Consider the following 20534-nt stretch of genomic DNA (forward strand, 5'->3'; position numbering starts at 1 on the left):
ATCTTGGGGAATGGCGGCTTGACGAATGCCTCTCGTAACAATATGTTGCGCCCAAACTCTAGAGGTCAGACCTTTACTTTGCATTTGGGATTAAGGGGCCAAATATGGCGAAAGGTGATAAACCTGATAAGCCTGAGAGAGGTGCTCGAATACCGGAGCAGGGGGGTAGTCCTGAGCCTTCGGATCTGGAAATACGCAGGCGAAATCTGCAAGAAAAATTGGCGCGTTATAATTCGGCCAAAAAACCGGATCATGAAGAGGGGGAATCTGGACCGCCAAAGGGGATGGCACAAGCAATCAGATTATCCAGTGAATTTTTGGCTGGTGTTGTGGTTGGTGTTATACTAGGGTTAGGTATTGATCAATTGGCAGGAACATCGCCGTGGGGATTGATTATTTTTCTTTTCCTTGGATTTTCTGCCGGAGTATTGAATATATTACGGTCGGTGGGGGCTGTGGCTCCCAGTCAAATTGGCAAAAACGGCGCATCGCGCCAAGATGAGGGGCCTAATAAGCCCGAGTAAAAGAGGTTAAGGTGTCAGCGAGCGGTCCAGATCCTATTCATCAGTTTCAGATGTCTAAGCTGATCAATATTTCTTTCGGAAATATGGATTTATCATTCACCAATGTTTCGCTCTTCATGGCAATAACAGTGGTTTTTTCCTCAATGTTCCTGTTTGCATCTTCTTCAAGTCGTGGAATTGTCCCGACCCGAATGCAATCAATTTCGGAAATTACCTATGAATTTGTTGCCAATATGTTGCGCGGTTCGGCGGGGGCACAAGGAATGCGGTTTTTCCCGCTTGTGTTTTCGATATTCATATTTGTGCTTGTAGCCAACTTTTTAGGTCTTTTCCCTTATTTCTATACCGTCACATCGCAGATCGCCATTACATTTGCTCTTGCGATGCTGGTCATTTTTACCGTGGTTATTTACGGTTTTATCAAGAACGGGTTCGGATTTTTGAGATTGTTTGTTCCGTCCGGTGTGCCGGTTATCATCTTGCCACTGGTGACAATAATCGAAGTTATTTCGTTTTTGTCTCGTCCGATTAGCCTATCCGTTCGTCTTTTTGCTAACATGTTGGCAGGACACATTACACTGAAAGTGTTTGCCGGTTTTGTTGTCTCTATGATAGGCTTGGGAGCAGCCGGCATCGGTGGCTCGATCCTGCCTCTTATAATGACTGTTGCAGTCACTGCACTCGAGGTTCTTGTGGCGTTTCTTCAAGCCTATGTTTTTACTATTCTAACCTGTATGTACCTTGCTGATGCGGTGCATCCCGGACATTGATGAAACTGGTGGGCTTCCACCGCTTTTAAATGCGATTTTGCTTCAAAGGAGAATGATATGGAATTAGCACTCGCAGCAAAATATATAGGCGCTGGTCTCGCCTGCTTTGGTATGGCAGGTACAGCTCTCGGCCTAGGTAACATTTTTGGTAGCTATCTTTCGGGTGCTCTTCGCAATCCGTCTGCTGCCGATGGTCAGTTTGCACGTTTGGTTTTCGGCTTTGCTGTTACAGAAGCTCTGGGCATTTTCTCGTTGCTCGTTGCTATTCTGCTTCTCTTCGCTGTCTGATAAGTAAATGCCTTTGGCTATTGCATTTGGCGAGGCAGGCGTAAAGCCTGCCACACGCTCTTTAGCTAGAGCCAAAAGCAAAAAGAAAAACCTTAAGCTGCCGCAAGGCTGTTACCATTTGTTTTTCAAAAGCATTGGAGCTTGTGAGAGGGTAAAACGGGATGTTTCTATCTAGCGCACTTGCGCAAACTGTCGAAACGCCAGTAGAACATGCGGGCGAAGCTGCACAACATGCAGGGCGTGTTTTTCCGCCTTTTGATTTTTCATACTACGAATCGCATATATTCTGGCTCATTATTTGTTTTGGCCTGTTTTATATATTCATATCCAGGGTCATTGTTCCGCGTATTGGTGGTACAATTGAAATCCGACGGGATAGAATTGCTTCCGACCATGATAAAGCGGAACGTATGAATATGGAGCGTGAAAGCGCCATTGCTTCCTATGAACGTGAGCTTTCTGAAGCGCGCTCTCGTGCTATTGCAATTGCACAAAGCTCCGCCGATGAAATTCGCAACAAGGTTGATGAAGAACGTAAAAAGTCGGAAGCCGAGCTTGATAAAAAGCTGGCAGAATCCGAAGAGAGAATTAAAAAAATCCGAAACAACGCTATGGGTAATGTTAACAAGATTGCCGAGACGACAGCAGCAGAGATTGTTGAAGAACTGATCGGAAAGAAGGTCAGTACTTCGGCTGCAACGGCAGCGGTCAAGGCAGTAAGCGGTTTGGAGTAAAAAGTCATGATGACAGATACGTTCTGGGCGCTGATAGGATTGCTGCTTTTTATCGCCGTTCTTGTCTATTACAAAGTGCCTGCACTTCTTAATAGTTTTCTGGATAAACGTGCCGAACTCATTCGCAGTGAACTTGATGAAGCACGTCGTACGCGTGAAGAAGCTCAGGAACTTCTGGCTGTTTATCAGGCCAAACGCGAACAGGCGGAAAAGGAAGCAAAAGAGATTATTGCAGCCGCAAAACGTGAAGCAGAACTGCTTGCAAAAGATGCTCACCAGAAAATGGCTGATTATGTCGCCCGCCGTAACAAAATGGCAGAACAAAAAATTGCCCATGCGGAATCGGAAGCAATCGACGCCGTTAAAGCATCAGTTGTTGATATTGCTGTCGCTGCGGCAAAAGAAATGTTGGTCAAGGAAATTGACGACAAAAAATCGGCAAGTCTTATTAAGGATTCGCTTGCTGATGTCAAAGCCCACCTTAATTAAAATTCCGTCTTGAATACAGGGCGAAAAGATCACTGAAAACCACGCTTAAAGCGTGGTTTTTTTGTGCCTTTTGACAACAAAGTTTTTCAGGCTTGGAAAAATAGCTCCATCGTTATTCGTTTTAAGACGGCAGTCGTGCGAAGCGCATTTTCCGCAGTAATCCATTTTCTTGTTGAGCCCTTTCGCGTTTTCGACACGCACACCCGAGCGGGTGTTTGATGCCGATGATAACGCGTGACGTTTAATGCAGACAGTAAAGCGCCAAGCCTAATGCTGGTGGCGATGAAGCCCAAAGTTTAATGCTGGCGGTAAAGCGTCAAGTTTAATGCAAGCGACAGAGAGCAAGCTAAATGCCAGCGATAAAGCGTGACGTTTAATGCAGCCGATAAAGCACGAAGTTTAATACCGTTGCTGAAGCATGACGTTTAATGCAGCCGATAGCTGCGAAAAACGGAAACGGGAACGGCAATATAGTTTGCGCTATAATGCCAGACCGAGGAGCCGGAAAATGATTGAAATTTTTGTTTCGAGCCTTGAAGGGGGGCTATCCAATTTTCGGTAATTGACTGCCCGTTATCAAATCTCTTTCAATTGCATTTGAAAGCTCCGGTTTGGAAACTTCAAGCTGAGGTTGCTTTAGAAATGAAACGGAAAGAGAAAATGCGCGAGTGGAAGTGAAAATAGGTACAAGGAACTCTATTTTTCACGTTCCTATCATTTTCAAGTCGGGGGTAAGCAATTTCGCAATTGTGGTTGATAGTTTGTAGAACGACATCTCTCCCGATTGCTATATCTCTATTTTTCCCCAAGCTTCCGGAAATTTGCATGGCGTTTTCGAACAATTAAATATTTTTCTTTGCCTCATGGACAAATTATGGAAAGCAAAGCTAAAATATCTTCTGGTTAGAGCTTATATATAGTAAAACCTTTTTAAAAGTTTGAAGCTTTTGTGACGTTGGTTGTCAAAATTGGAGCGTTTAGAGGGATATAAAATGTTTAAAGCTGGCAATATTGTTCGGTTAAAATCCGGCGGTCCTAAAATGACTGTCGATAAAGTCAATAATAGCAAAATTTCTTGCGTATGGTTCAAAGATGAACATTTGAAGACGGCAATTTTCCGCAAAGACACGCTTGAGCTTGTGGACGAGGGAGAGAAGCGCAAATCTTCAAAGAATAAAAGCAAGATCAAAATTGAAGAAAATGGCAGGGCTATGGCCACATTCAAGGCCGCAAAAAAAGCCGATAAGAAGTCTGTCTAGATTTATGCCGATAAAAGTATCCGGTTTGTTAAAGAACCGTTTTGAATTTTTGCAAAACCGCTTTGAAACTTCTTTTGATTGAAGCAATCGTTAGGTTTTAAAGCGGTATTTTTATACGCCCGTTTCTTGTGTCGGTTTACATCATTTTACATCGTTTTGCCGGTCGCAAATCAAATCCCTGTAGCCCGCGTATTACTTTTGGCCGGACTAACCCGATTACCAATCAATAGCGTTCCGACCTCGAATAGTGTTCCTATCTTAATATGAAATCGACCGGTTCAACAGGTCTTGGAAGAGGAAGCCCTAAAGCTGCGCAAACGTCGCGCTCGATGATTGTTGCCATGGCATAAATCGGAAGGACATTATCGATATTGCTGAATGGTCTTTCCAACTCGTCGCTCAGCGCGTCAAGGCCAAATAGCGTATAAGCAACAAGGAGGCTTGCAACCGGTGTCCACCAACCGAGTATATCGGTAAAACCGAACGGAATGAGAAAACAATATATATAAGCCGTGCGATGGAGGAGAAGCGTATAAGCGAAGGGTACGCGGGTATTATTCAATCTCTCGCATGAAGTCTGGTTTTCATTAAGCTCGGTCAAGCTTTTATCAAACATTTGATATTGGATATCGCTCAGAGCTTTTTGTCGATGCAATGTTGCAAGGCACTTTGAAATCTCATTCAGGATGAACGAAGGCTTATTATGACTTTCCTGATAGGCTCTTATGAATTCTTCCGGATAGTTAGAAATCAACGAGGGAAGGGATGATGAACCCTTTAAATGGTCAACAAGGCTGTGGGAAAATGCGGATGTGAGCTCCAGTAGAGTTTTCCGTTCAGTTTCATGTTCAGTCAATACAGCGGCTTGGCGAATGAGATCGCGGGAGCCGGAAATAATTTTTCCCCAAACTTTTCGCCCTTCCCACCATCGGTCATAACAGGCATTGTTGCGGAAGCCCAGAAAGGTCGACAGCGCAATGCCAAGCATCATGAACGCGGTCCCGTTATTATAGGTCGGTATGACGCGGGGATAAAAATGGTGGGCTAATACCAAGGCGGTTGAAAGAATTAGAATTGCGACAAGTTGTGGTGCAATGGCCGGAAGAATAGAGCCATGCAATACGAAAAAAAGCCGCAAAAAACCCGGCCGTTTACGGATAATCATTTCATTCTCCGCTGCCGGTAAAACAATATCCAATCACCGGCAACTCTTAAATTTTATAATATTCTTTGTGGCCGTTTGAGGGCAATAAAGTGCGGTCACCGCCCGACAAACCCGATTTTGAAAACAATTCAAATCGGGGCTTGATCAGGCGGATTCCCTTGTAACTTTCAACCGGCAAGTTTGGAAAAATCGGCCACCTTTCCAGTCACTGTTGTGATGCGTTGCAAGAGTGACAACCGGTTTGCCCTTACTGCGTCATTATTGTCATTGACGAGTACTTTTTCAAAAAATGCATCAACAGGCTGACGTAATCCCGCAAGCACGAGCAAAGCTCCCGAAAAATCATTGGAAGCAATGTGGGATTTCACCTTGTTTTCAGCATCGACGATAGCGTTGAAAAGTGATTTTTCTTCTTCTTCAATGAAAAGCTCGGGATCAACATTTTCAGCAATCCGGGTTTTTTTCTTGATCTCGGCTTCCAGAATATTGAACGCACGTTTGAAGCCGGCAATCAGATTATTCCCGTCATCAGTATTAATGAAGGAAATCAAGGCCTCGACGCGACGGGCAACCTGCAAGAGATCATCGTCATCATCTTGCATGACAGCATCGATAGCATCGTGGCGGGCACCTTCGTCTTTGAGATAAACTTTGAGGCGCTCATGGAAGAAGGATAAAAGATCGGCGAGTACCGGCTCGGTTTTTGCAGCCACTTCCTTCTCGAGCTTCTTTTCCTCCATTGAAAGTGCATTATCGACATCTTCTGCGGCGTCGGTTTCTTTTGCGTTTTCATGACGCAAACCATCTTCATAGAGGCTCAATGCGCGTTCTATCGTGTGGCGTGAAATAAGACCGATTGCCTGTTTGAAAATCGGCATAAGATGGATTGTCCAATCGCGCGCAAGGAGCAGGCGGATGACACCGAGACATGCACGCCGCAGCGCAAAAGGATCTTTCGAACCGGTCGGCTTTTCGTCGATAAGCCAGAAGCCTACAAGAGTGTCAATCTTGTCGGCAAGGGCAACGGCAATTGAAACAGGGGCACGCGGAACGCTGTCCGTTGGTCCTTGAGGCTTATAATGTTCTTCGATAGCTGCAGCAACGCTTTCGTCTTCGCCTTGAAGAAGAGCATATTTATGCCCCATGACGCCTTGGAGTTCGGGAAATTCGCCAACGGCTTCTGTTTGCAAATCGGCTTTTGCAAGGAGTGCGGCGCGTTTTGCAAGTTTGGCATCGGCGCCAACCAGCGGAGCAATGATTGAAGAAAGAGCGGTAATGCGCTCGACTCTTGCCCCTTGTGTGCCGAGTTTTGCGTGAAAGGTTACATTCAAATGGTCAAGGCGCGCCATCCGTTGGTCAAGCGGCTTCTTCAAATCAAGGCCAAGTTTTTCCGCCGATAGAGAGAGCTCGGAAAGATCGGGTAGGTTGTGCTGGTCGGTATGCCAGAAATACAAGGCATCCGACAAACGCGCCCGCACAACTTTGGCATTGCCTCGTGCTATTTCTTTGCCACCATCAGGTGCAGCAATATTGGATACCAATATGAAGTGATTGGATAGTTTTTGCTCTTCCCCCTGTTTGCGGGTGACAAAGCATTTTTGATTGATGCGGATGGTGAGCCGAATGATTTCGGCAGGAATTTGCAAAAAGCTTTCCTCGAATTCGCCCATAAGAACGACAGGCCATTCAACGAGGTTTGATACTTCTTCGGCCAGTCCCTCATCCTCGACCAGATCAAGCCCCTTGGCAAAACATAGATTGCGTGCATCGGCAAGGATGATTTCCTTGCGGCGATCGCCATTCAGAATGACTTTCTCGTTTTCGAGCTTCGTCACATAATCTTCAAAACGACGAACTTCGATCGGCTTGCCATCGCTCAAGAAACGGTGGCCATAAGTTATGTTGTTGCTCTTAAGTCCTGCCACCTCGAAAGGAACGACTTCCGTTGCATCATTTTCAGGCCCGAAAACGCACAAAATATTTTTCAAAGGACGGACCCAGCGCAAGGCATCCTGTTTTGTCGATTGCTTGCCCCAGCGCATGGATTTCGGCCAAGGAAAACTGCGAATAATATCAGGCATTATATCGGCAATAATTTCTTCGGCACTGCGCCCTTTTTTGGTAATTCGGGCGATATAGAAATCCCCTTTCTTGGGATCGGTTTTAACTTCTGCCTCGCTTATATTGCTCAATCCGGCAGAGCGTAAAAAACCGTTTATGGCTTGCTCGGGAGCTTTCACGCTTGGGCCTTTGCGCTCTTCATGAACGTCTTTCGAACGGGCACTCAAACCTCTGATATCGAGTGTCAAGCGCCGTGGTGTCCAATATTCGCGCGCTGCTTCGTAAACAAGACCATTGTCAACAAGTCCGTTGGTAACGAGTTTTTTCAGGTCGCCTGCGGCTTTACGCTGCATACGGGCGGGGATTTCTTCACTAAAAAGTTCCAGAAGAAGGTCGGGCATCAGGCTTCTCCTTTGTAATTTGCGCCACCGGCGTCGGTTAACAGAAAAGCTTCACCACAACGGCGCGCAAGATCGCGAACCCGCAAAATATAGCTTTGTCTTTCGGTAACAGATATGACACCGCGCGCTTGTAAAAGATTGAAGACGTGACTGGCTTTGATACATTGGTCATAAGCCGGCATGACACAAAGGTGAAGTCCGCCTTTTTCTTGAGGTTTTCCTGCTTCCAGAATAGCCGCGCATTCGCGTTCTGCATCAATGAAATGGCGGTGCAAAAGTTCGGTATCGGCAAATTCGAAATTGAAACGCGAATATTCCTGCTCTGCTTGCAGGAATATATCTCCGTAGCTTATTTTATCTTCACCTTCACGTCCGTTGAAATTCAAATCATAAACATTGTCAACGCCTTGGATGTACATTGCGAGCCGTTCCAGACCATAGGTTAGCTCTCCCGAAACGGGAGAACATTCAATGCCGCAAATCTGTTGAAAGTAGGTGAATTGCGATACTTCCATACCGTCGCACCAGCATTCCCAGCCAAGCCCCCATGCTCCCAAGGTCGGGCTTTCCCAGTCATCTTCAACAAATCGCACATCATGGAGATGTGTATCAAGTCCGATAGCCCGCAAAGATCCGAGATAAAGATCCTGTAAATCATCAGGTGAAGGTTTGAGCAAAACCTGGAATTGATAATAATGTTGTAAACGGTTCGGATTTTCACCATAGCGACCATCGGTCGGACGGCGCGAAGGTTGTACATAGGCAGCTTTCCATGGACGAGGTCCCAGTGACCGCAAGGTTGTCGCCGGATGAAAAGTACCAGCTCCCACTTCCATGTCATATGGCTGCAAAACAGCGCAACCATATTGCGCCCAATAATTCTGCAACGTCAGGATAAGACCCTGAAAAGAGCGTTTCGGATCAAGATATTCGGGTAGGCTCACGATATTACCCTTTTGAGATTGATAAAAACATATCCGGAAAGGGAAATTCCGGCATGAAAAATGTCTATGCTTTCACGCCCCTATGGTCAAGAGACGAGAGAAATCAAAACAGTTATAGAGCAACAGCTTTGCCCGTTTAATTTTGCTTGCTATCAGTTTTTTCAGCAGATTTTTCCAATGCCGGTGTTTTTAGACCGGATTTCAACTTTTCCTGAATTTTTGTTAATTCTTCCGGTTCGGGTTTTCCGGCAATTGCATGATTCCACTGGAATGTGGCTTCAAGTTTGCGTCCGACCATCCAATAAGCGTCACCAAGGTGATCATTGATGGTTGCGTCTTCGGGGCGTAATTTGACCGCGTTTTCCAATGTTTTGACGGCCTCGTCATAGCGACCGAGTTTATAATAGGCCCATCCGAGAGAGTCGACGATATAGCCATCTTGTGCCCGCAGTTCGGCCGCTTTCTTGACCATATTCAATGCTTCATCAAGTTTTTCATTGCGATCGATTAATGAATAGCCAAGATAGTTCAATACCTGCGGCTGGTTAGGATAGAGTTCCAGCGCTTTTCGAAAGTCCGGTTCGGCCTTATCCCATTCTTTCAACCGCTCTTCCGCCATGCCGCGTTGATAGAGCATCAACCAGTTTTCTTGTTCAAGATGGGGAATGCGGGAAATCGCACGATCCATCACAGCAGCGGCCTTGTCATAAGCTTTGTCTTGCATATAGACGCCGGTCATTGCCATTGAAATACGTTGGTCTTCCGGAAATTCTTTTTCAAGTGCCGAAAGGTGACGAATGGCTTCTTCGCTCTTTCCTGTGTCAGCCAGAATAAGCGCAAGTCTCAGCTCCGCATCCCGATAATAAGGTGATTTTACCGGTATCTCCTGATAGGTGTCGATCGCGCGGTTGTTTTCTTCCAGTTTGGAGGAAATATCGGCAAGCTGGAAAAGTGTTGCGTCATTGTGGGGACGCATCGCTTCAGACAATTGGAGGAAAATACGTGCAAACGCCTCCGCACCCCCACGGTTAATGGCTGTGCCGAGATCATAAAGCACTTCGCTCGCACCTTCTTGCGGCGTTTTGACCACCATATCCAGAGAACTTCCGTCTTCAATCCGTTGACGGATGTTTTTCAATGCATCACGTCCGGTAAGCATTTTCTCGCCTTCGCGTAAGGTGGCGAGTGCTTCGTCGTGTTTATCGTTGCGCAATTGAAACGATGCATAAGAAATAATGATACGTTCATAGGTGTCAGGTGCGGCAGCACCACCTTGTCGGTCGTTTAACGCCTGCTTGTAGTAGCGCTCTGCCTCATCTTTATGTCCGGCAAGATCGTTCATCAGCGCCATATGATAACTTAGAAATAAATCATACCAAACCGGTCCGAGAAGATCTTTGACTTCTTGAATGGCGCCTTTTGTATTTCCTCGTCCGAATGTTGCCCATGCTCCCATCAATCCGGACGAAAGTTTATCCATGTCGGAGGGATCGGAAAATTCGAGCTCACTTTTTGCGCCAATGTAATTTTTTCTGATAAAGGCATCACTTGCAAGTGTAAGCCTGACATAGCGTTCCACATCAGCATTGCCTTTGAGCCGTTTTGCCTGTTTGACAGCGTCTTTGAACTCGCCTGCAGATAAAAGGGTTAAAAGCATATCCTGCTGCATGGATACGTTATCCGGTTCAAAACCGAGGGCCTGTTTGAAATAGGAAATAGCAAGATCGACATTGTTGTCGCTCGCTGCGATGCGACCTGCCAAATAAGCTCCGGCAAACGACCCCGCTTTGACAGGTTCTTCTTTTTTTGCAAAAGCGGAGGCTGTCATCAAAATTGTGCCGGCAGTCAAAAGTGCAATCAGGCGAGTCATTTTCGCGGCTTGCATAGAAAAGATCCTTTTTCCAACATAAAACAGGTTGGCAACCTTTATAGGATATATCCAGCCAATTTGTTTAAAAATTCCATCAATTCCCCGTCATTTTTATAAGAATTTATAAGAACGCTGTTTTTGTGCGAAGTTAATTCACCCGGGAAATACAAAACTCGATCACTTCGCATAATGCTGCTTTTTCCTTGCCGGGTTTAAGCCCGTCAAGAGCCTTCAATGCCTCATTGCCATGATGGCGCGCTGCTTTGATTGTATCTTCAAGACTATGATGTTGCTTCATGAGTTTCAGCGCATGGGCTAGCGCATCATCATCATTTTTTCCCTCTTCAAGAGATTGTTTCCAGAAGTTTTTTTCTTCATCGTCTCCACGAATATAGGAAAGAATAACAGGCATAGTAATTTTGCCTTCGCGGAAATCATCTCCGGTATTTTTACCCAGATTTTTGGAATTGCCGCCATAGTCAAGTGCGTCATCGACAAGCTGAAAAGCAAGTCCGAGCGAAGTCCCGTAATGTCTCAAAGCCTGACGTTCTTTTTCCCCACATCCCGCAATGATAGGGCCGACTTCTGCTGCTGCAGAAAAAAGCGCGGCAGTTTTGGCATTGATAACTTTGAGATACTCGTCTTCTGTTGTCGTCAGATGCTTTGCAGCCGCAAGCTGCATAACTTCACCTTCTGCAATAATTGCCGCAGCATTTGCGAGCACCGACAAAGCGTCCATCGAATTGACTTCAACCATCATCTTGAATGCTTGCCCAAGCAAAAAGTCGCCGACGAGAACACTTGCCTCATTGCCCCAGATCATTCTGGCGGTGGATTTTCCCCGACGCATATCGCTATCATCGACAACATCGTCATGAAGAAGAGTTGCTGTGTGCATAAATTCAACCGCTGTTGCCAGCTTGATATGCCCCGACCCCTGATAACCGAACAAGCGTGCAGAAGCGAGGGTCAACATCGGTCTCAATCTCTTGCCGCCGGAAGAAATAAGATGGTTCGAAACTTCAGGAATCATTTCTACATCGGAACCGGCCATAGCAATGATAAGTTCATTTACTTTTTGCATATCATCTTTTGTAATATCAATAAGCGGCTTTATAGATGCCTGATATTCGGCTTTTTGACCTGTTTTGTTCTCAGCGACCAATGCCCATTCTCCTGGAAATTTCCTGATTTTTTGTCTGCACCTTAATGAAGCAAGTCTTTCAACTCAAGCACGATATTATTTAAGATAGAGCGTTTTGAAAAAAAATTCAGGAAAAAATGCCATTTTCTTCTTCGTCCGGCTGCCCTTCAAAAAGAAAATATGCAAGATAGTTTTATGATTGAATTGTTTGACACCAACGACATTGTTCTCATTTCATTTGTCGAAAGCCTTATGAAATCGGAGGGGATCGTTTATTTTGTAACCGATCAGAACACCAGCGTTGCAGAAGGGTCTCTCGGAGCAATCAGACGGCGCTTTCTTGTCGGCGAAGAATATGCTGAAGAAGCAAGGCAAATTATGGTAGATGCAGGCTTGGCCCATGAACTATCACAAAGACAATAAATTGGATACTTCCTCCTTGAATGAAACGATCGATGTCTTCCATCGTGGCGGATTTTATCTGGTTCAGCCCAAAAGTGGCGGGCACCGTTCAGGCATGGATGCAATGTTGCTGGGCGGGCTCGTGCCAACCGATTTCAAGGGAAAAATTGTCGATCTCGGCGCCGGTGCCGGTGCAGCAGGCTTTGCTGTTGCCTCCCGGTGTAAAAATGTCGAGGTCACTCTGGTTGAACGCGCTACGGAAATGGTCGATTTTGCGCGAAAAAGCATTGCACTTCCGGAAAACGCTGCAATTGCGCCACGGATCAATGTTATTTTGGCCGATGTAACTTTAAGGGGCAAGCAAAGACAAGAGGCGGGGCTTTCTGACAATGCTTTCGATTTTGCAATTATGAATCCGCCTTTCAATTCACCTTTTGACCGTAAAACACCAGACAATTTGAAAGCCGAAGCGCATGTTATGTCTGATCATATGTTTGAAGACTGGATTCGCACTGCTGCGGCAATCATAAGACCTTCGGGTTATTTGGGGTTGATTGCGCGGCCACAATCTTTGGCAGAAATTCTCAAAGCATTTGAGGGGCGCTTCGGTGATGTTCTAGTATTTCCGGTTCATTCGCGCAAAAACAGCGCAGCAATTCGCATTCTTGTTCATGCCAAGAGAGCAAGCAAAGCACCGCTTTCTCTGATGCCAGCACTTTACATTCATGATGATGATCTTCATGCTTTTTCGCCGCTCGTCGATGCAATCAATAATGGTAAAATGAGTATTTGGCAGAGTATTTGAGCGAAATTTTAACAAAATATTGCCTTTTGCCATTTACATCTTAAATGACAATGGTGCATTTTTTTAAGCCATTAAAGCAGATTTTTGTCAGGAGTTTAAACTTTGTCAGGCTTTTTCAAACGTTTTATTCCACGCCGCTTTCGTTCCAATGCTGTCGAGATTCCGGTTGTGCGGCTGCAAGGGATGATTATGGAAGCTTCTTCCCCTTTGCGTCAAACTTTATCACTGAGTTCTTGTGCAAACGCTCTTGAAAAAGCATTCTCAGACAAAGAAGCTCCGGCTGTCGCTATTTCTCTCAACTCTCCGGGTGGCTCTCCTGTTCAATCGCGCCTGATTTACCGCCGCATTCGTGACCTTGCGGAAGAAAAGCATAAACGCGTTCTGGTTTTTGTTGAAGATGTTGCTGCATCCGGTGGCTATATGATTGCTTGTGCCGGAGACGAAATTTTTGCAGATCCGTCTTCGGTTGTTGGCTCGATCGGCGTGGTTTCGGCATCCTTCGGTTTTCCGGAATTGCTTAAAAAAATCGGTGTCGAACGCCGCGTTTATACAGCCGGTAAAAACAAAGTTTCGCTTGATCCGTTCCAGCCTGAAAAAAAGGCGGATGTTGATCACTTGAAAGCTCTGCAACTCGAAATTCATGAAACCTTCATCAATCTCGTAAAGGAAAGTCGGGGTTCCAAACTCGTCGAGGATCCCAATCTGTTTACCGGCATGTTCTGGACGGGCAAAAAGGGCAAGGAGCTTGGCCTTGTTGATGAACTTTCCGATTTACGTTCTTTGATCAAACAACGCTATGGGCACGATGCAAAAATGCGTCTTGTTTCAGCTTCAAGAAGCTTGTTAGGGCGCAAAACTCCGGCAATTTCGGCGGGTTTGGTCTCGTCAACTCTTGATGGTCTTATCCAGTCGGCAGAAGAGAGGGCTTTGTGGCAGCGCTATGGACTTTAAAAAGACAAATTCTTAAAGGAAGATATAACAATAGTCGTTTCAAGACTTGATTTGCGCTCATTAATTATCAAATAATGAAATGGGAGCTAAAGGTGAAAATGTTGAGATTAGTTATTTATGGTCTGATTTGTGCAGCAGCACTTTATGCCTATCGTGCTTTCAAGCGCGAATCTGAACGCGTCGCTTTGCGTGTAAAACATGCCGAGGATGAACGCCGCACAGGTGCAAATGGTACATTGGTGAAAGATCCCGAAACGGGTGAATATTACGTTGAACGGGATTAAACGTGCCTTTCAAGGTTGCAAAATCCGCAACAATTGTAACACCGATTAAAATCAATCTGGCGCTCCATGTGGTGGGGGAGCGCAACGATGGTTATCACCTTCTTGATAGTCTGGTCTGTTTCAGCTTTGAAGGTGATGTTCTCTCTTATAAACCTGCCAAAACAAATAGTTTTTCCATTGTCGGGCCTCAATCTGTCGCGCTCACGGTAGATGCGGACAATCTGGTTTCAAGAGCGCGCGATGTTTTTGTTAAAAAGTTCCCGTTGAAGTCCGAACCTTGTCAGCTCATTCTTGAAAAAAATCTACCTGTTGCTTCCGGTATCGGCGGTGGTTCCGGCGATGCTGCCGGTGTCTTTGCGCTTTTAAAACAGCAATGGCAAATCGAAGCATCCGATCAAGAGCTTTTTGAACTCGGTTTGACATTGGGTGCCGATGTACCGATGTGCCTTTTGGCCTTTTTAAATCGCAGGTCGCTTCGTGTCTCGGGTATCGGCGAAAAATTGCAGCCGGTTGATTGTTGTAGAATTCCGATGGTGCTTGTCAATCACGGGCAGTCCATTTCGACACCGGAAATTTTTAAACTTTTGGGTAACAGGAAAAGCGCAGCGCTCGATATTGATGTTTCAAACTTGTCCAATCTTCATTCACTTGTGAATGAATTGAAAAAAACACATAACGATCTTTATGAATGCGCTCGCTTACTTGCACCAGAGCTCGATGATGTGCTGGCGCTACTTGATAGGAATGGCGCACTTCTCTCACGTATGTCGGGGTCAGGTGCGACATGTTTCGGCATTTACGAAAATATCAAGAGAGCGGAAGAGGCGGCAAGAAAGATAAAATCACAAAAACCGGACTGGTTTGTAAAAGCAGTCGAGACAACGGGCAAAATAGACGAATAATCAGGAATGAAAATCATGAGTCATATTGATGAAAAAGCTAAGATGGAATCGCTCAACATTGCGGTTTTGTCAGTGTCGGATACACGTAATTCTAGCGATGACCGGTCGGGAGATGTTCTGGAAGAACGTATCAAATCGGCAGGCCATAATTTGGCTAAACGGGATATTGTTCGCGATGAAATTCCTGAAATCCGCAAAAAAATTGTTGATTGGGCAGCTGATCCCGATGTTGAAATTATCATTACCACTGGTGGTACCGGATTTACCGGACGCGATGTTACACCGGAAGCAATAGAACCACTGTTTGACAAGCGGATGGACGGATTTTCGGCTATGTTTCATAAAGTTTCCTATGAGACAATCGGTATGGTGACAATCCAGTCCCGCGCAACAGCAGGACTTATCAATGGAACATTCGTGTTCTGCCTACCTGGTTCAACAGGTGCCTGCAAGGATGCGTGGGATAATATATTGAAAGGCGAGCTTGATAGCCGCCAGCGCCCGCATAATCTGGTGATGCTTATGCCACGGTTGACAGAACGATAAGAAAACGAACGATTTTGTTTGTAAACTATTGATGAAAAACGGCTCTTTTAAAAAACAGAAGAGCCGTTTATTTTTGTTTCGTGGGGACAGAAATCTGAATCGGTAAAACGACTGGTCTAAGACTGTTTATCGCTTTTTTTAATGCTGTTTCATTGTCGGCATTGTCAATAAGCTTTTCTTTCAACACAACTAAGCCGCATTCCATCAAACGGGTCTTTTTGAAAAATTTGGGCAGGAGTGATGTTTTTGATAAATCGACAGAGCGGAAACGTGCAGGATTTGTCTCCTTCTCGACATAACGACTTAAAATTTCACGCCATTGGTCGAGTAATCGTGCACCAGGTGTTAAAAAAAGCAACCATTTGCTTTTGGCAGCCATGATCGCATCACCTAGTGTGCTTTTTGGGAGATAGCGACAGCCGGTATCATTCGCAACAGTCTGCAAGACATTGCTGTGATTTTCAGACCAAAGAATAACCTCGCTGACAAGACCGAACACGCTCCCCGATACAAGCATTGCTAGTGTATCGGCAAGAGGATCTATGTCTTCATTCGCGTGAATAATTACACTAACCATATTGTTTCAATTAAAGCATTATGCCCGCAAAAGCACGCAAATTTATGTTCTTGTTTTGTTCCTATTAACATGATAGATCGGAAGGATGGGAAAAGCAGTGATCAATCAACATCTGGTAAATGTCATGGCAAAGGCCGATCAATTGGCTTTTAACGCGATGTCGGCTGATGGTGGCAGACTGTTGCTTGATCAATCATTGCTTCGTACAGAGGCTCAAAAAACAAGGGGAAGGGGAGCAGCGCTCAATCCTGCCGGAAGGTTCGAGAAACAGTCAGGCGAACGGTTTTATGACGGTTGGGATCTGGATGAACAGCTTTTTCCGCTTCAAACAACTGTAGAAACCGAAAAAGCCCGTACGATTATTACCCACAATGATTCGCCCGATATTTTCTTCGATCGTTCGATCAATCCTTATCGCGGGTGCGAACATGGTTGTATCTATTGTTTTGCACGCCCGACCCATTCTTACATGGGGCTATCGGCAGGTGTTGATTTTGAAACCAAACTATTTGCCAAACCCGACGCGGCAAAACTTCTGGAACGGGAATTATCAAAACCTGATTATAAAGTTCGGCCAATTGCTATCGGAACCAATACAGACCCTTACCAGCCAATCGAGAAAAAATGGCAGATTATGCGGCAAATTCTTGATGTATTGGATAAATGCAACCATCCGGTTTGTATCACAACGAAATCGGCACTTATTGTAAGGGATTGCGATATTCTTGAAAGAATGACTGAGCGAAAGCTTGTCCGGGTGGCTTTATCCATCACTACATTGGACAGAAAGCTTGCTCGCCTCATGGAACCGCGTGCTGCGACACCCGAGCGACGTTTATGGGCAATCAAGGAATTGACAAAAAAGGGCGTGCCCGTGAGCGTTATGATGGCGCCGGTTATTCCCGGATTGAATGACCACGAAATAGAAAATGTTTTGACGAGAGCGAAAGAGGCCGGTGCGATTGACGCCGGTTACGTTATGCTCAGACTACCTTATGAGGTTGCTCCGCTCTTTAAAGACTGGTTATTGCGCGAATATCCCGACCGTTACAGGCGGGTTATGCAGCTTCTGCGTGATATGCGCGGTGGCAAGGATTATGATGCGGATTGGAAAACGCGTATGTCCGGCGAAGGTCCGTTTGCCAAACTCGTTGCCGACCGTTTTCGTCTGGCACGACAAAGACTGGGGTTGCATGAACGCCACCAAAAGCTTGAGATCGGGCTTTTCAGACCGCCGTTGAAAGTAGCAAAACAGTTGTCGTTTCTTTTTGACGACAAAATTTGATGAACATTTTTCTGAACGTTTACGAATTGCCGGACTTGCGCAAAAACTCGTGTAATGCAATTAGATTGTCCATGTCTCACAAAAACAATGATTTGCCGCTATTTCAAGATATTCCTTCAATGCCCGATTATTCGATCGAGGAACATCTTATTGCCAAAGGCTATCAGAATATAGCCGGAGTGGACGAGGTCGGGCGGGGACCTCTGGCCGGTCCTGTGGTGACGGCTGCGGTCATTCTTGACCGGAATAACATACCCGAAGGCTTAAATGATTCCAAAAAGCTTTCGGCAAAGAAACGTGAAGCACTTTATGACAGGATTTTGCGTTCGGCATTGGCCGTATCCATTTGCAGCCTGTCGGCAATTGAAATTGATCGCACAGATATCAGGAAAGCTGCTCTTGAAGCCATGAGACGAGCCGTCTCCTGTCTGTCTGTCAAAGCGGATTATGTACTGGTTGACGGGCGCGATATTCCCCCAAAACTTGTTTATCCCGCTCAGGCACTGATAAAAGGCGACGGGCGGTCCCAATCTATTGCGGCGGCATCCATTATAGCAAAAGTCATCCGCGACCGGCTAATGGAAAAAGTGGGGGAAGTTTATCCTGCTTACGGTTTTGAAAAACATGCCGGATATGCAACAGCATTCCACCGCGCGGCAATAGAACATGAAGGGCCTGTCAAAAGATTGCATCGCTTCAGTTTTGCCCCGATTAAAGGCGCATTCTAGAGGGTTGATATGATGATTATTCTTGCCTCGTCAAAAGACGCTGTTTCAAAGGCTGTTTCCTATCTTGATAAAGGGGAGCTCGTGGCACTACCGACCGAGACTGTCTACGGGCTTGCGGCCGATGCGACAAATGGAAAAGCGGTTGCCAATATATTCAAAACCAAAGGGCGCCCGCAGTTCAACCCGCTGATCGCGCATGTCAGCGGTATGGATATGGCGGAAGATATTGTCGAGATTGATGATATTTCAAAAAAGCTGATGGACGCTTTCTGGCCGGGACCTTTAACATTCGTTTTGCCGCTTAAAAATAAAACTTCGATAGACCCACTTACCAGTGCAGGTTTGAAGACGCTCGCCGTTCGAAATCCTGTCGGTATATTCGCAACAATAGTAAAAGAACTCGGCCGGCCGGTTGCAGCACCAAGCGCAAATATTTCCGGCCGTTTGAGTAGCACATCTGCCAAAGATGTTGCCGATATGTTTGGCGAAAAAGTGCCGCTTATCATTGATGGCGGCCCGACACGTGTCGGTGTTGAATCCACCATTATCAAGGTCGTGGGCGACCATATTTATCTGCTTCGTCCGGGTGGGCTCGCGCCCGAGAAAATTGAAAAACAAACAGGGCTCAAGCTTGAAAGGGTAGACCAGCGAGCGGCGATTGAAGCGCCGGGCATGTTGAAATCCCATTATGCACCCAATGCATTTGTGAGACTTGATGCCAAAGACGTGAAAAACGGAGAAGCACTTTTAGCCTTTGGAAAACAACAAACCTTGAATGCCAGAAGTGCTGTGGCAACGCTCAATTTGAGCGAAGAGGGCAATCTTGAGGAGGCGGCCAGCAATCTGTTCCATTATTTGAAGGAACTTGATAGAAAAGATGTTAAATGTATAGCTGTCGAGCCGATACCTTTTACCGGCTTGGGCGAGGCTATCAATGACCGACTTCAACGCGCGGCGGCACCAAGGAAATAGAAATGATAGATAAAAAGCTGATTGAACGTTTTATAGAAATTGTCGGTGTCAATCACGCTTTGGTGGATCAGGATGTGATTTCGTCCTATCTTGTCGAACAACGCGGTCTTTATCACGGGCGTACCCCTCTTGTATTGCGCCCTTCCTCTCCAAAAGAAGTTTCGGAAATTATGAAACTTGCGAGCGCAACCGGGACGCCCATTGTTCCACAAGGGGGAAATACCGGTCTTGTTGGGGCACAACAACCGGACGAAAGTGCTACCGAGATTATTGTTTCTATGGAGCGTTTGAACAGGATCCGCTCGATTGATGTTGAAGGTAATCTGGCTTTGGTGGAAGCGGGGGTTGTTCTTCAAACATTACAGGAAAAAGTCGACAAGAAGGGGCGCTTTTTTCCTTTATCGCTTGGCTCGGAAGGCTCTTGCCAGATCGGGGGCAATCTTTCCTCCAATGCCGGTGGCACGGATGTTCTTGCCTATGGCAACACGCGCGAACTCTGTCTGGGGCTTGAAGTTGTCCTTCCGGATGGCCGCATTCTCGACGATTTGCGCTATGTCAAAAAAGATAATAGCGGCTATGACTTGAAAGACCTGTTTATCGGCGCTGAAGGAACGCTTGGTATTATCACCGCTGCCGTTATGAAGCTTTTTCCAAAACCACAAGGAAAAGCGGTTGCCTATGCGGGCATGAAAAGTCCGGAAAAAGCGTTAGAGCTTTTGCTTCTTGCCCAGAAAAAAGCCGGTTCGATGCTGACCGGTTTTGAACTTATGGCCAAGGTCGGCATGGAAATGTCTCTAAACTATGTCAAAGGCGCTCGTGCACCACTCGAACATGAAAGTGAATGGTATGTGCTTCTTGACCTTTCGTCTTCCCATAGTGACGGTGAAGCGAATAATACGATGGAAGATATTCTTTCAGATGCACTTCAACAGGGAATTATAGAAGACGCATCCATTGCCCGATCGGTGGGCCAGCAGAAAGAATTTTGGCGGCTTCGCGAAGATATGTCACCCGCGCAGAAATTGGAAGGCGGTTCGATCAAACACGATATTTCGGTTCCGATTGCCTCTATTCCGGATTTTATCAGCGAGGCGGCAAAAATTATTGAAACGATCGCACCCGGTGCCCGCATTGTCTGCTTTGGTCATATGGGCGATGGAAACCTGCATTATAACGTGTCGCAACCGGTTGGCGCCGACAAACTAGCCTATCTTTCCCTTTGGGGCGAAATGAATCACCGTATCCATACATTGGTTATGAGCTATAATGGTTCATTTTCGGCCGAACATGGCATCGGGCAATTAAAGCGCAAGGAACTTGTTGCCTTCAAATCTCCGGTAGCGCTTTCTCTCATGCGGTCGATCAAACAGCTATTCGACCCGAAAAACATTATGAATCCGGGAAAAATGCTATAAGTTTTGGTGAATAATAAC

Annotated in this window: 22 protein-coding genes; 16 read left to right on the forward strand and 6 right to left on the reverse strand. The window is 45.9% G+C overall.

Annotation, left to right across the window (positions count from 1 at the left end):
- Window positions 1-104: 104 nt before the first annotated feature.
- The 6 genes from H3S82_RS04555 to H3S82_RS04580 all read left to right on the forward strand — a co-directional run bounded on the left by H3S82_RS04555 (window position 105) and on the right by H3S82_RS04580 (window position 4064).
- Window positions 105-524 carry an AtpZ/AtpI family protein gene (locus H3S82_RS04555; RefSeq protein WP_077970716.1) on the forward strand — a complete coding sequence of 140 codons (420 nt, stop codon included), beginning with the start codon at window positions 105-107 and terminating at the stop codon, window positions 522-524.
- 11 nt (window positions 525-535) lie between these two features.
- Complete coding sequence (locus H3S82_RS04560; RefSeq protein ID WP_077970718.1) at window positions 536-1294, forward strand: F0F1 ATP synthase subunit A; 759 nt, start codon at window positions 536-538, stop codon at window positions 1292-1294.
- 57 nt (window positions 1295-1351) lie between these two features.
- On the forward strand, window positions 1352-1582 hold the full coding sequence (locus H3S82_RS04565; protein ID WP_075870187.1) for a F0F1 ATP synthase subunit C: 231 nt from the start codon (window positions 1352-1354) through the stop codon (window positions 1580-1582).
- Between the two features lie 161 nt (window positions 1583-1743).
- Complete coding sequence (locus tag H3S82_RS04570) at window positions 1744-2316, forward strand: F0F1 ATP synthase subunit B (RefSeq protein WP_198232196.1); 573 nt, start codon at window positions 1744-1746, stop codon at window positions 2314-2316.
- Between the two features lie 9 nt (window positions 2317-2325).
- Window positions 2326-2805, forward strand: a complete 480-nt coding sequence (locus H3S82_RS04575; protein WP_077973457.1) for a F0F1 ATP synthase subunit B — start codon at window positions 2326-2328, stop codon at window positions 2803-2805.
- Between the two features lie 992 nt (window positions 2806-3797).
- Complete coding sequence (locus H3S82_RS04580; protein WP_078039207.1) at window positions 3798-4064, forward strand: YodC family protein; 267 nt, start codon at window positions 3798-3800, stop codon at window positions 4062-4064.
- A gap of 253 nt (window positions 4065-4317) precedes the next feature.
- Here the strand turns inward: H3S82_RS04580 and H3S82_RS04585 are convergent, their stop codons facing one another.
- The 5 genes from H3S82_RS04585 to H3S82_RS04605 form a co-directional block, all read right to left on the reverse strand.
- Complete coding sequence (locus H3S82_RS04585) at window positions 4318-5229, reverse strand: bestrophin family protein (RefSeq protein ID WP_198232197.1); 912 nt, start codon at window positions 5227-5229, stop codon at window positions 4318-4320.
- 167 nt (window positions 5230-5396) lie between these two features.
- Window positions 5397-7691, reverse strand: coding sequence for a glycine--tRNA ligase subunit beta (gene glyS, locus H3S82_RS04590; RefSeq protein WP_198232198.1), 2295 nt, complete (start codon window positions 7689-7691; stop codon window positions 5397-5399).
- Window positions 7691-8635, reverse strand: coding sequence for a glycine--tRNA ligase subunit alpha (locus tag H3S82_RS04595; protein WP_077970729.1), 945 nt, complete (start codon window positions 8633-8635; stop codon window positions 7691-7693). Before H3S82_RS04595 ends, glyS begins: the two co-directional genes overlap by 1 nt.
- 136 nt (window positions 8636-8771) lie before the next feature.
- Window positions 8772-10520 carry a tetratricopeptide repeat protein gene (locus H3S82_RS04600; protein ID WP_198232199.1) on the reverse strand — a complete coding sequence of 583 codons (1749 nt, stop codon included), beginning with the start codon at window positions 10518-10520 and terminating at the stop codon, window positions 8772-8774.
- Between the two features lie 133 nt (window positions 10521-10653).
- A complete protein-coding gene (locus H3S82_RS04605) occupies window positions 10654-11670 on the reverse strand; it encodes a polyprenyl synthetase family protein (protein WP_246785235.1) in 1017 nt (338 codons plus the stop codon).
- Window positions 11671-11844: 174 nt separating this feature from the next.
- On the opposite strand from H3S82_RS04605, the gene H3S82_RS04610 reads away from it, so the two are divergent.
- The 6 genes from H3S82_RS04610 to moaB all read left to right on the forward strand — a co-directional run bounded on the left by H3S82_RS04610 (window position 11845) and on the right by moaB (window position 15539).
- Window positions 11845-12072 (forward strand): DUF2007 domain-containing protein, encoded by a 228-nt coding sequence (locus tag H3S82_RS04610; protein WP_198232200.1) that lies wholly within the window; start codon window positions 11845-11847, stop codon window positions 12070-12072.
- A complete protein-coding gene (locus H3S82_RS04615; protein ID WP_198232201.1) occupies window positions 12050-12856 on the forward strand; it encodes a tRNA1(Val) (adenine(37)-N6)-methyltransferase in 807 nt (268 codons plus the stop codon). The genes H3S82_RS04610 and H3S82_RS04615 overlap by 23 nt, the downstream gene beginning before the upstream one ends.
- A 102-nt stretch (window positions 12857-12958) precedes the next feature.
- Window positions 12959-13807: a S49 family peptidase gene (locus H3S82_RS04620; RefSeq protein WP_246785236.1), complete on the forward strand. Its 849-nt coding sequence runs from the start codon at window positions 12959-12961 to the stop codon at window positions 13805-13807.
- 98 nt (window positions 13808-13905) lie between these two features.
- Window positions 13906-14091 carry a hypothetical protein gene (locus H3S82_RS04625; protein ID WP_077970738.1) on the forward strand — a complete coding sequence of 62 codons (186 nt, stop codon included), beginning with the start codon at window positions 13906-13908 and terminating at the stop codon, window positions 14089-14091.
- A 2-nt stretch (window positions 14092-14093) separates the two neighbouring features.
- Window positions 14094-14993 (forward strand): 4-(cytidine 5'-diphospho)-2-C-methyl-D-erythritol kinase, encoded by a 900-nt coding sequence (locus H3S82_RS04630; protein ID WP_198232202.1) that lies wholly within the window; start codon window positions 14094-14096, stop codon window positions 14991-14993.
- A gap of 15 nt (window positions 14994-15008) precedes the next feature.
- Window positions 15009-15539, forward strand: coding sequence for a molybdenum cofactor biosynthesis protein B (gene moaB / locus H3S82_RS04635; RefSeq protein WP_078039214.1), 531 nt, complete (start codon window positions 15009-15011; stop codon window positions 15537-15539).
- Between the two features lie 67 nt (window positions 15540-15606).
- Here moaB and H3S82_RS04640 read toward each other — a convergent pair whose 3' ends face one another.
- Window positions 15607-16116 (reverse strand): hypothetical protein, encoded by a 510-nt coding sequence (locus H3S82_RS04640; protein ID WP_198232203.1) that lies wholly within the window; start codon window positions 16114-16116, stop codon window positions 15607-15609.
- 85 nt (window positions 16117-16201) lie between these two features.
- Between H3S82_RS04640 and H3S82_RS04645 the strand changes: the two genes are divergently transcribed.
- From H3S82_RS04645 to H3S82_RS04660, 4 genes are read left to right on the forward strand one after another with little or no spacing between them, the layout of a single operon-like run.
- Window positions 16202-17401, forward strand: coding sequence for a PA0069 family radical SAM protein (locus H3S82_RS04645; protein WP_198232204.1), 1200 nt, complete (start codon window positions 16202-16204; stop codon window positions 17399-17401).
- Complete coding sequence (locus H3S82_RS04650; RefSeq protein WP_198232205.1) at window positions 17401-18129, forward strand: ribonuclease HII; 729 nt, start codon at window positions 17401-17403, stop codon at window positions 18127-18129. The genes H3S82_RS04645 and H3S82_RS04650 overlap by 1 nt, the downstream gene beginning before the upstream one ends.
- Window positions 18130-18141: 12 nt before the next feature.
- Complete coding sequence (locus tag H3S82_RS04655) at window positions 18142-19101, forward strand: L-threonylcarbamoyladenylate synthase (protein WP_198232327.1); 960 nt, start codon at window positions 18142-18144, stop codon at window positions 19099-19101.
- A gap of 5 nt (window positions 19102-19106) precedes the next feature.
- A complete protein-coding gene (locus H3S82_RS04660) occupies window positions 19107-20516 on the forward strand; it encodes an FAD-binding oxidoreductase (RefSeq protein ID WP_198232328.1) in 1410 nt (469 codons plus the stop codon).
- Window positions 20517-20534 lie beyond the last annotated feature (18 nt).

Source organism: Bartonella sp. M0192 (assembly GCF_016102305.1).
Classification (GTDB): domain Bacteria; phylum Pseudomonadota; class Alphaproteobacteria; order Rhizobiales; family Rhizobiaceae; genus Bartonella; species Bartonella apihabitans.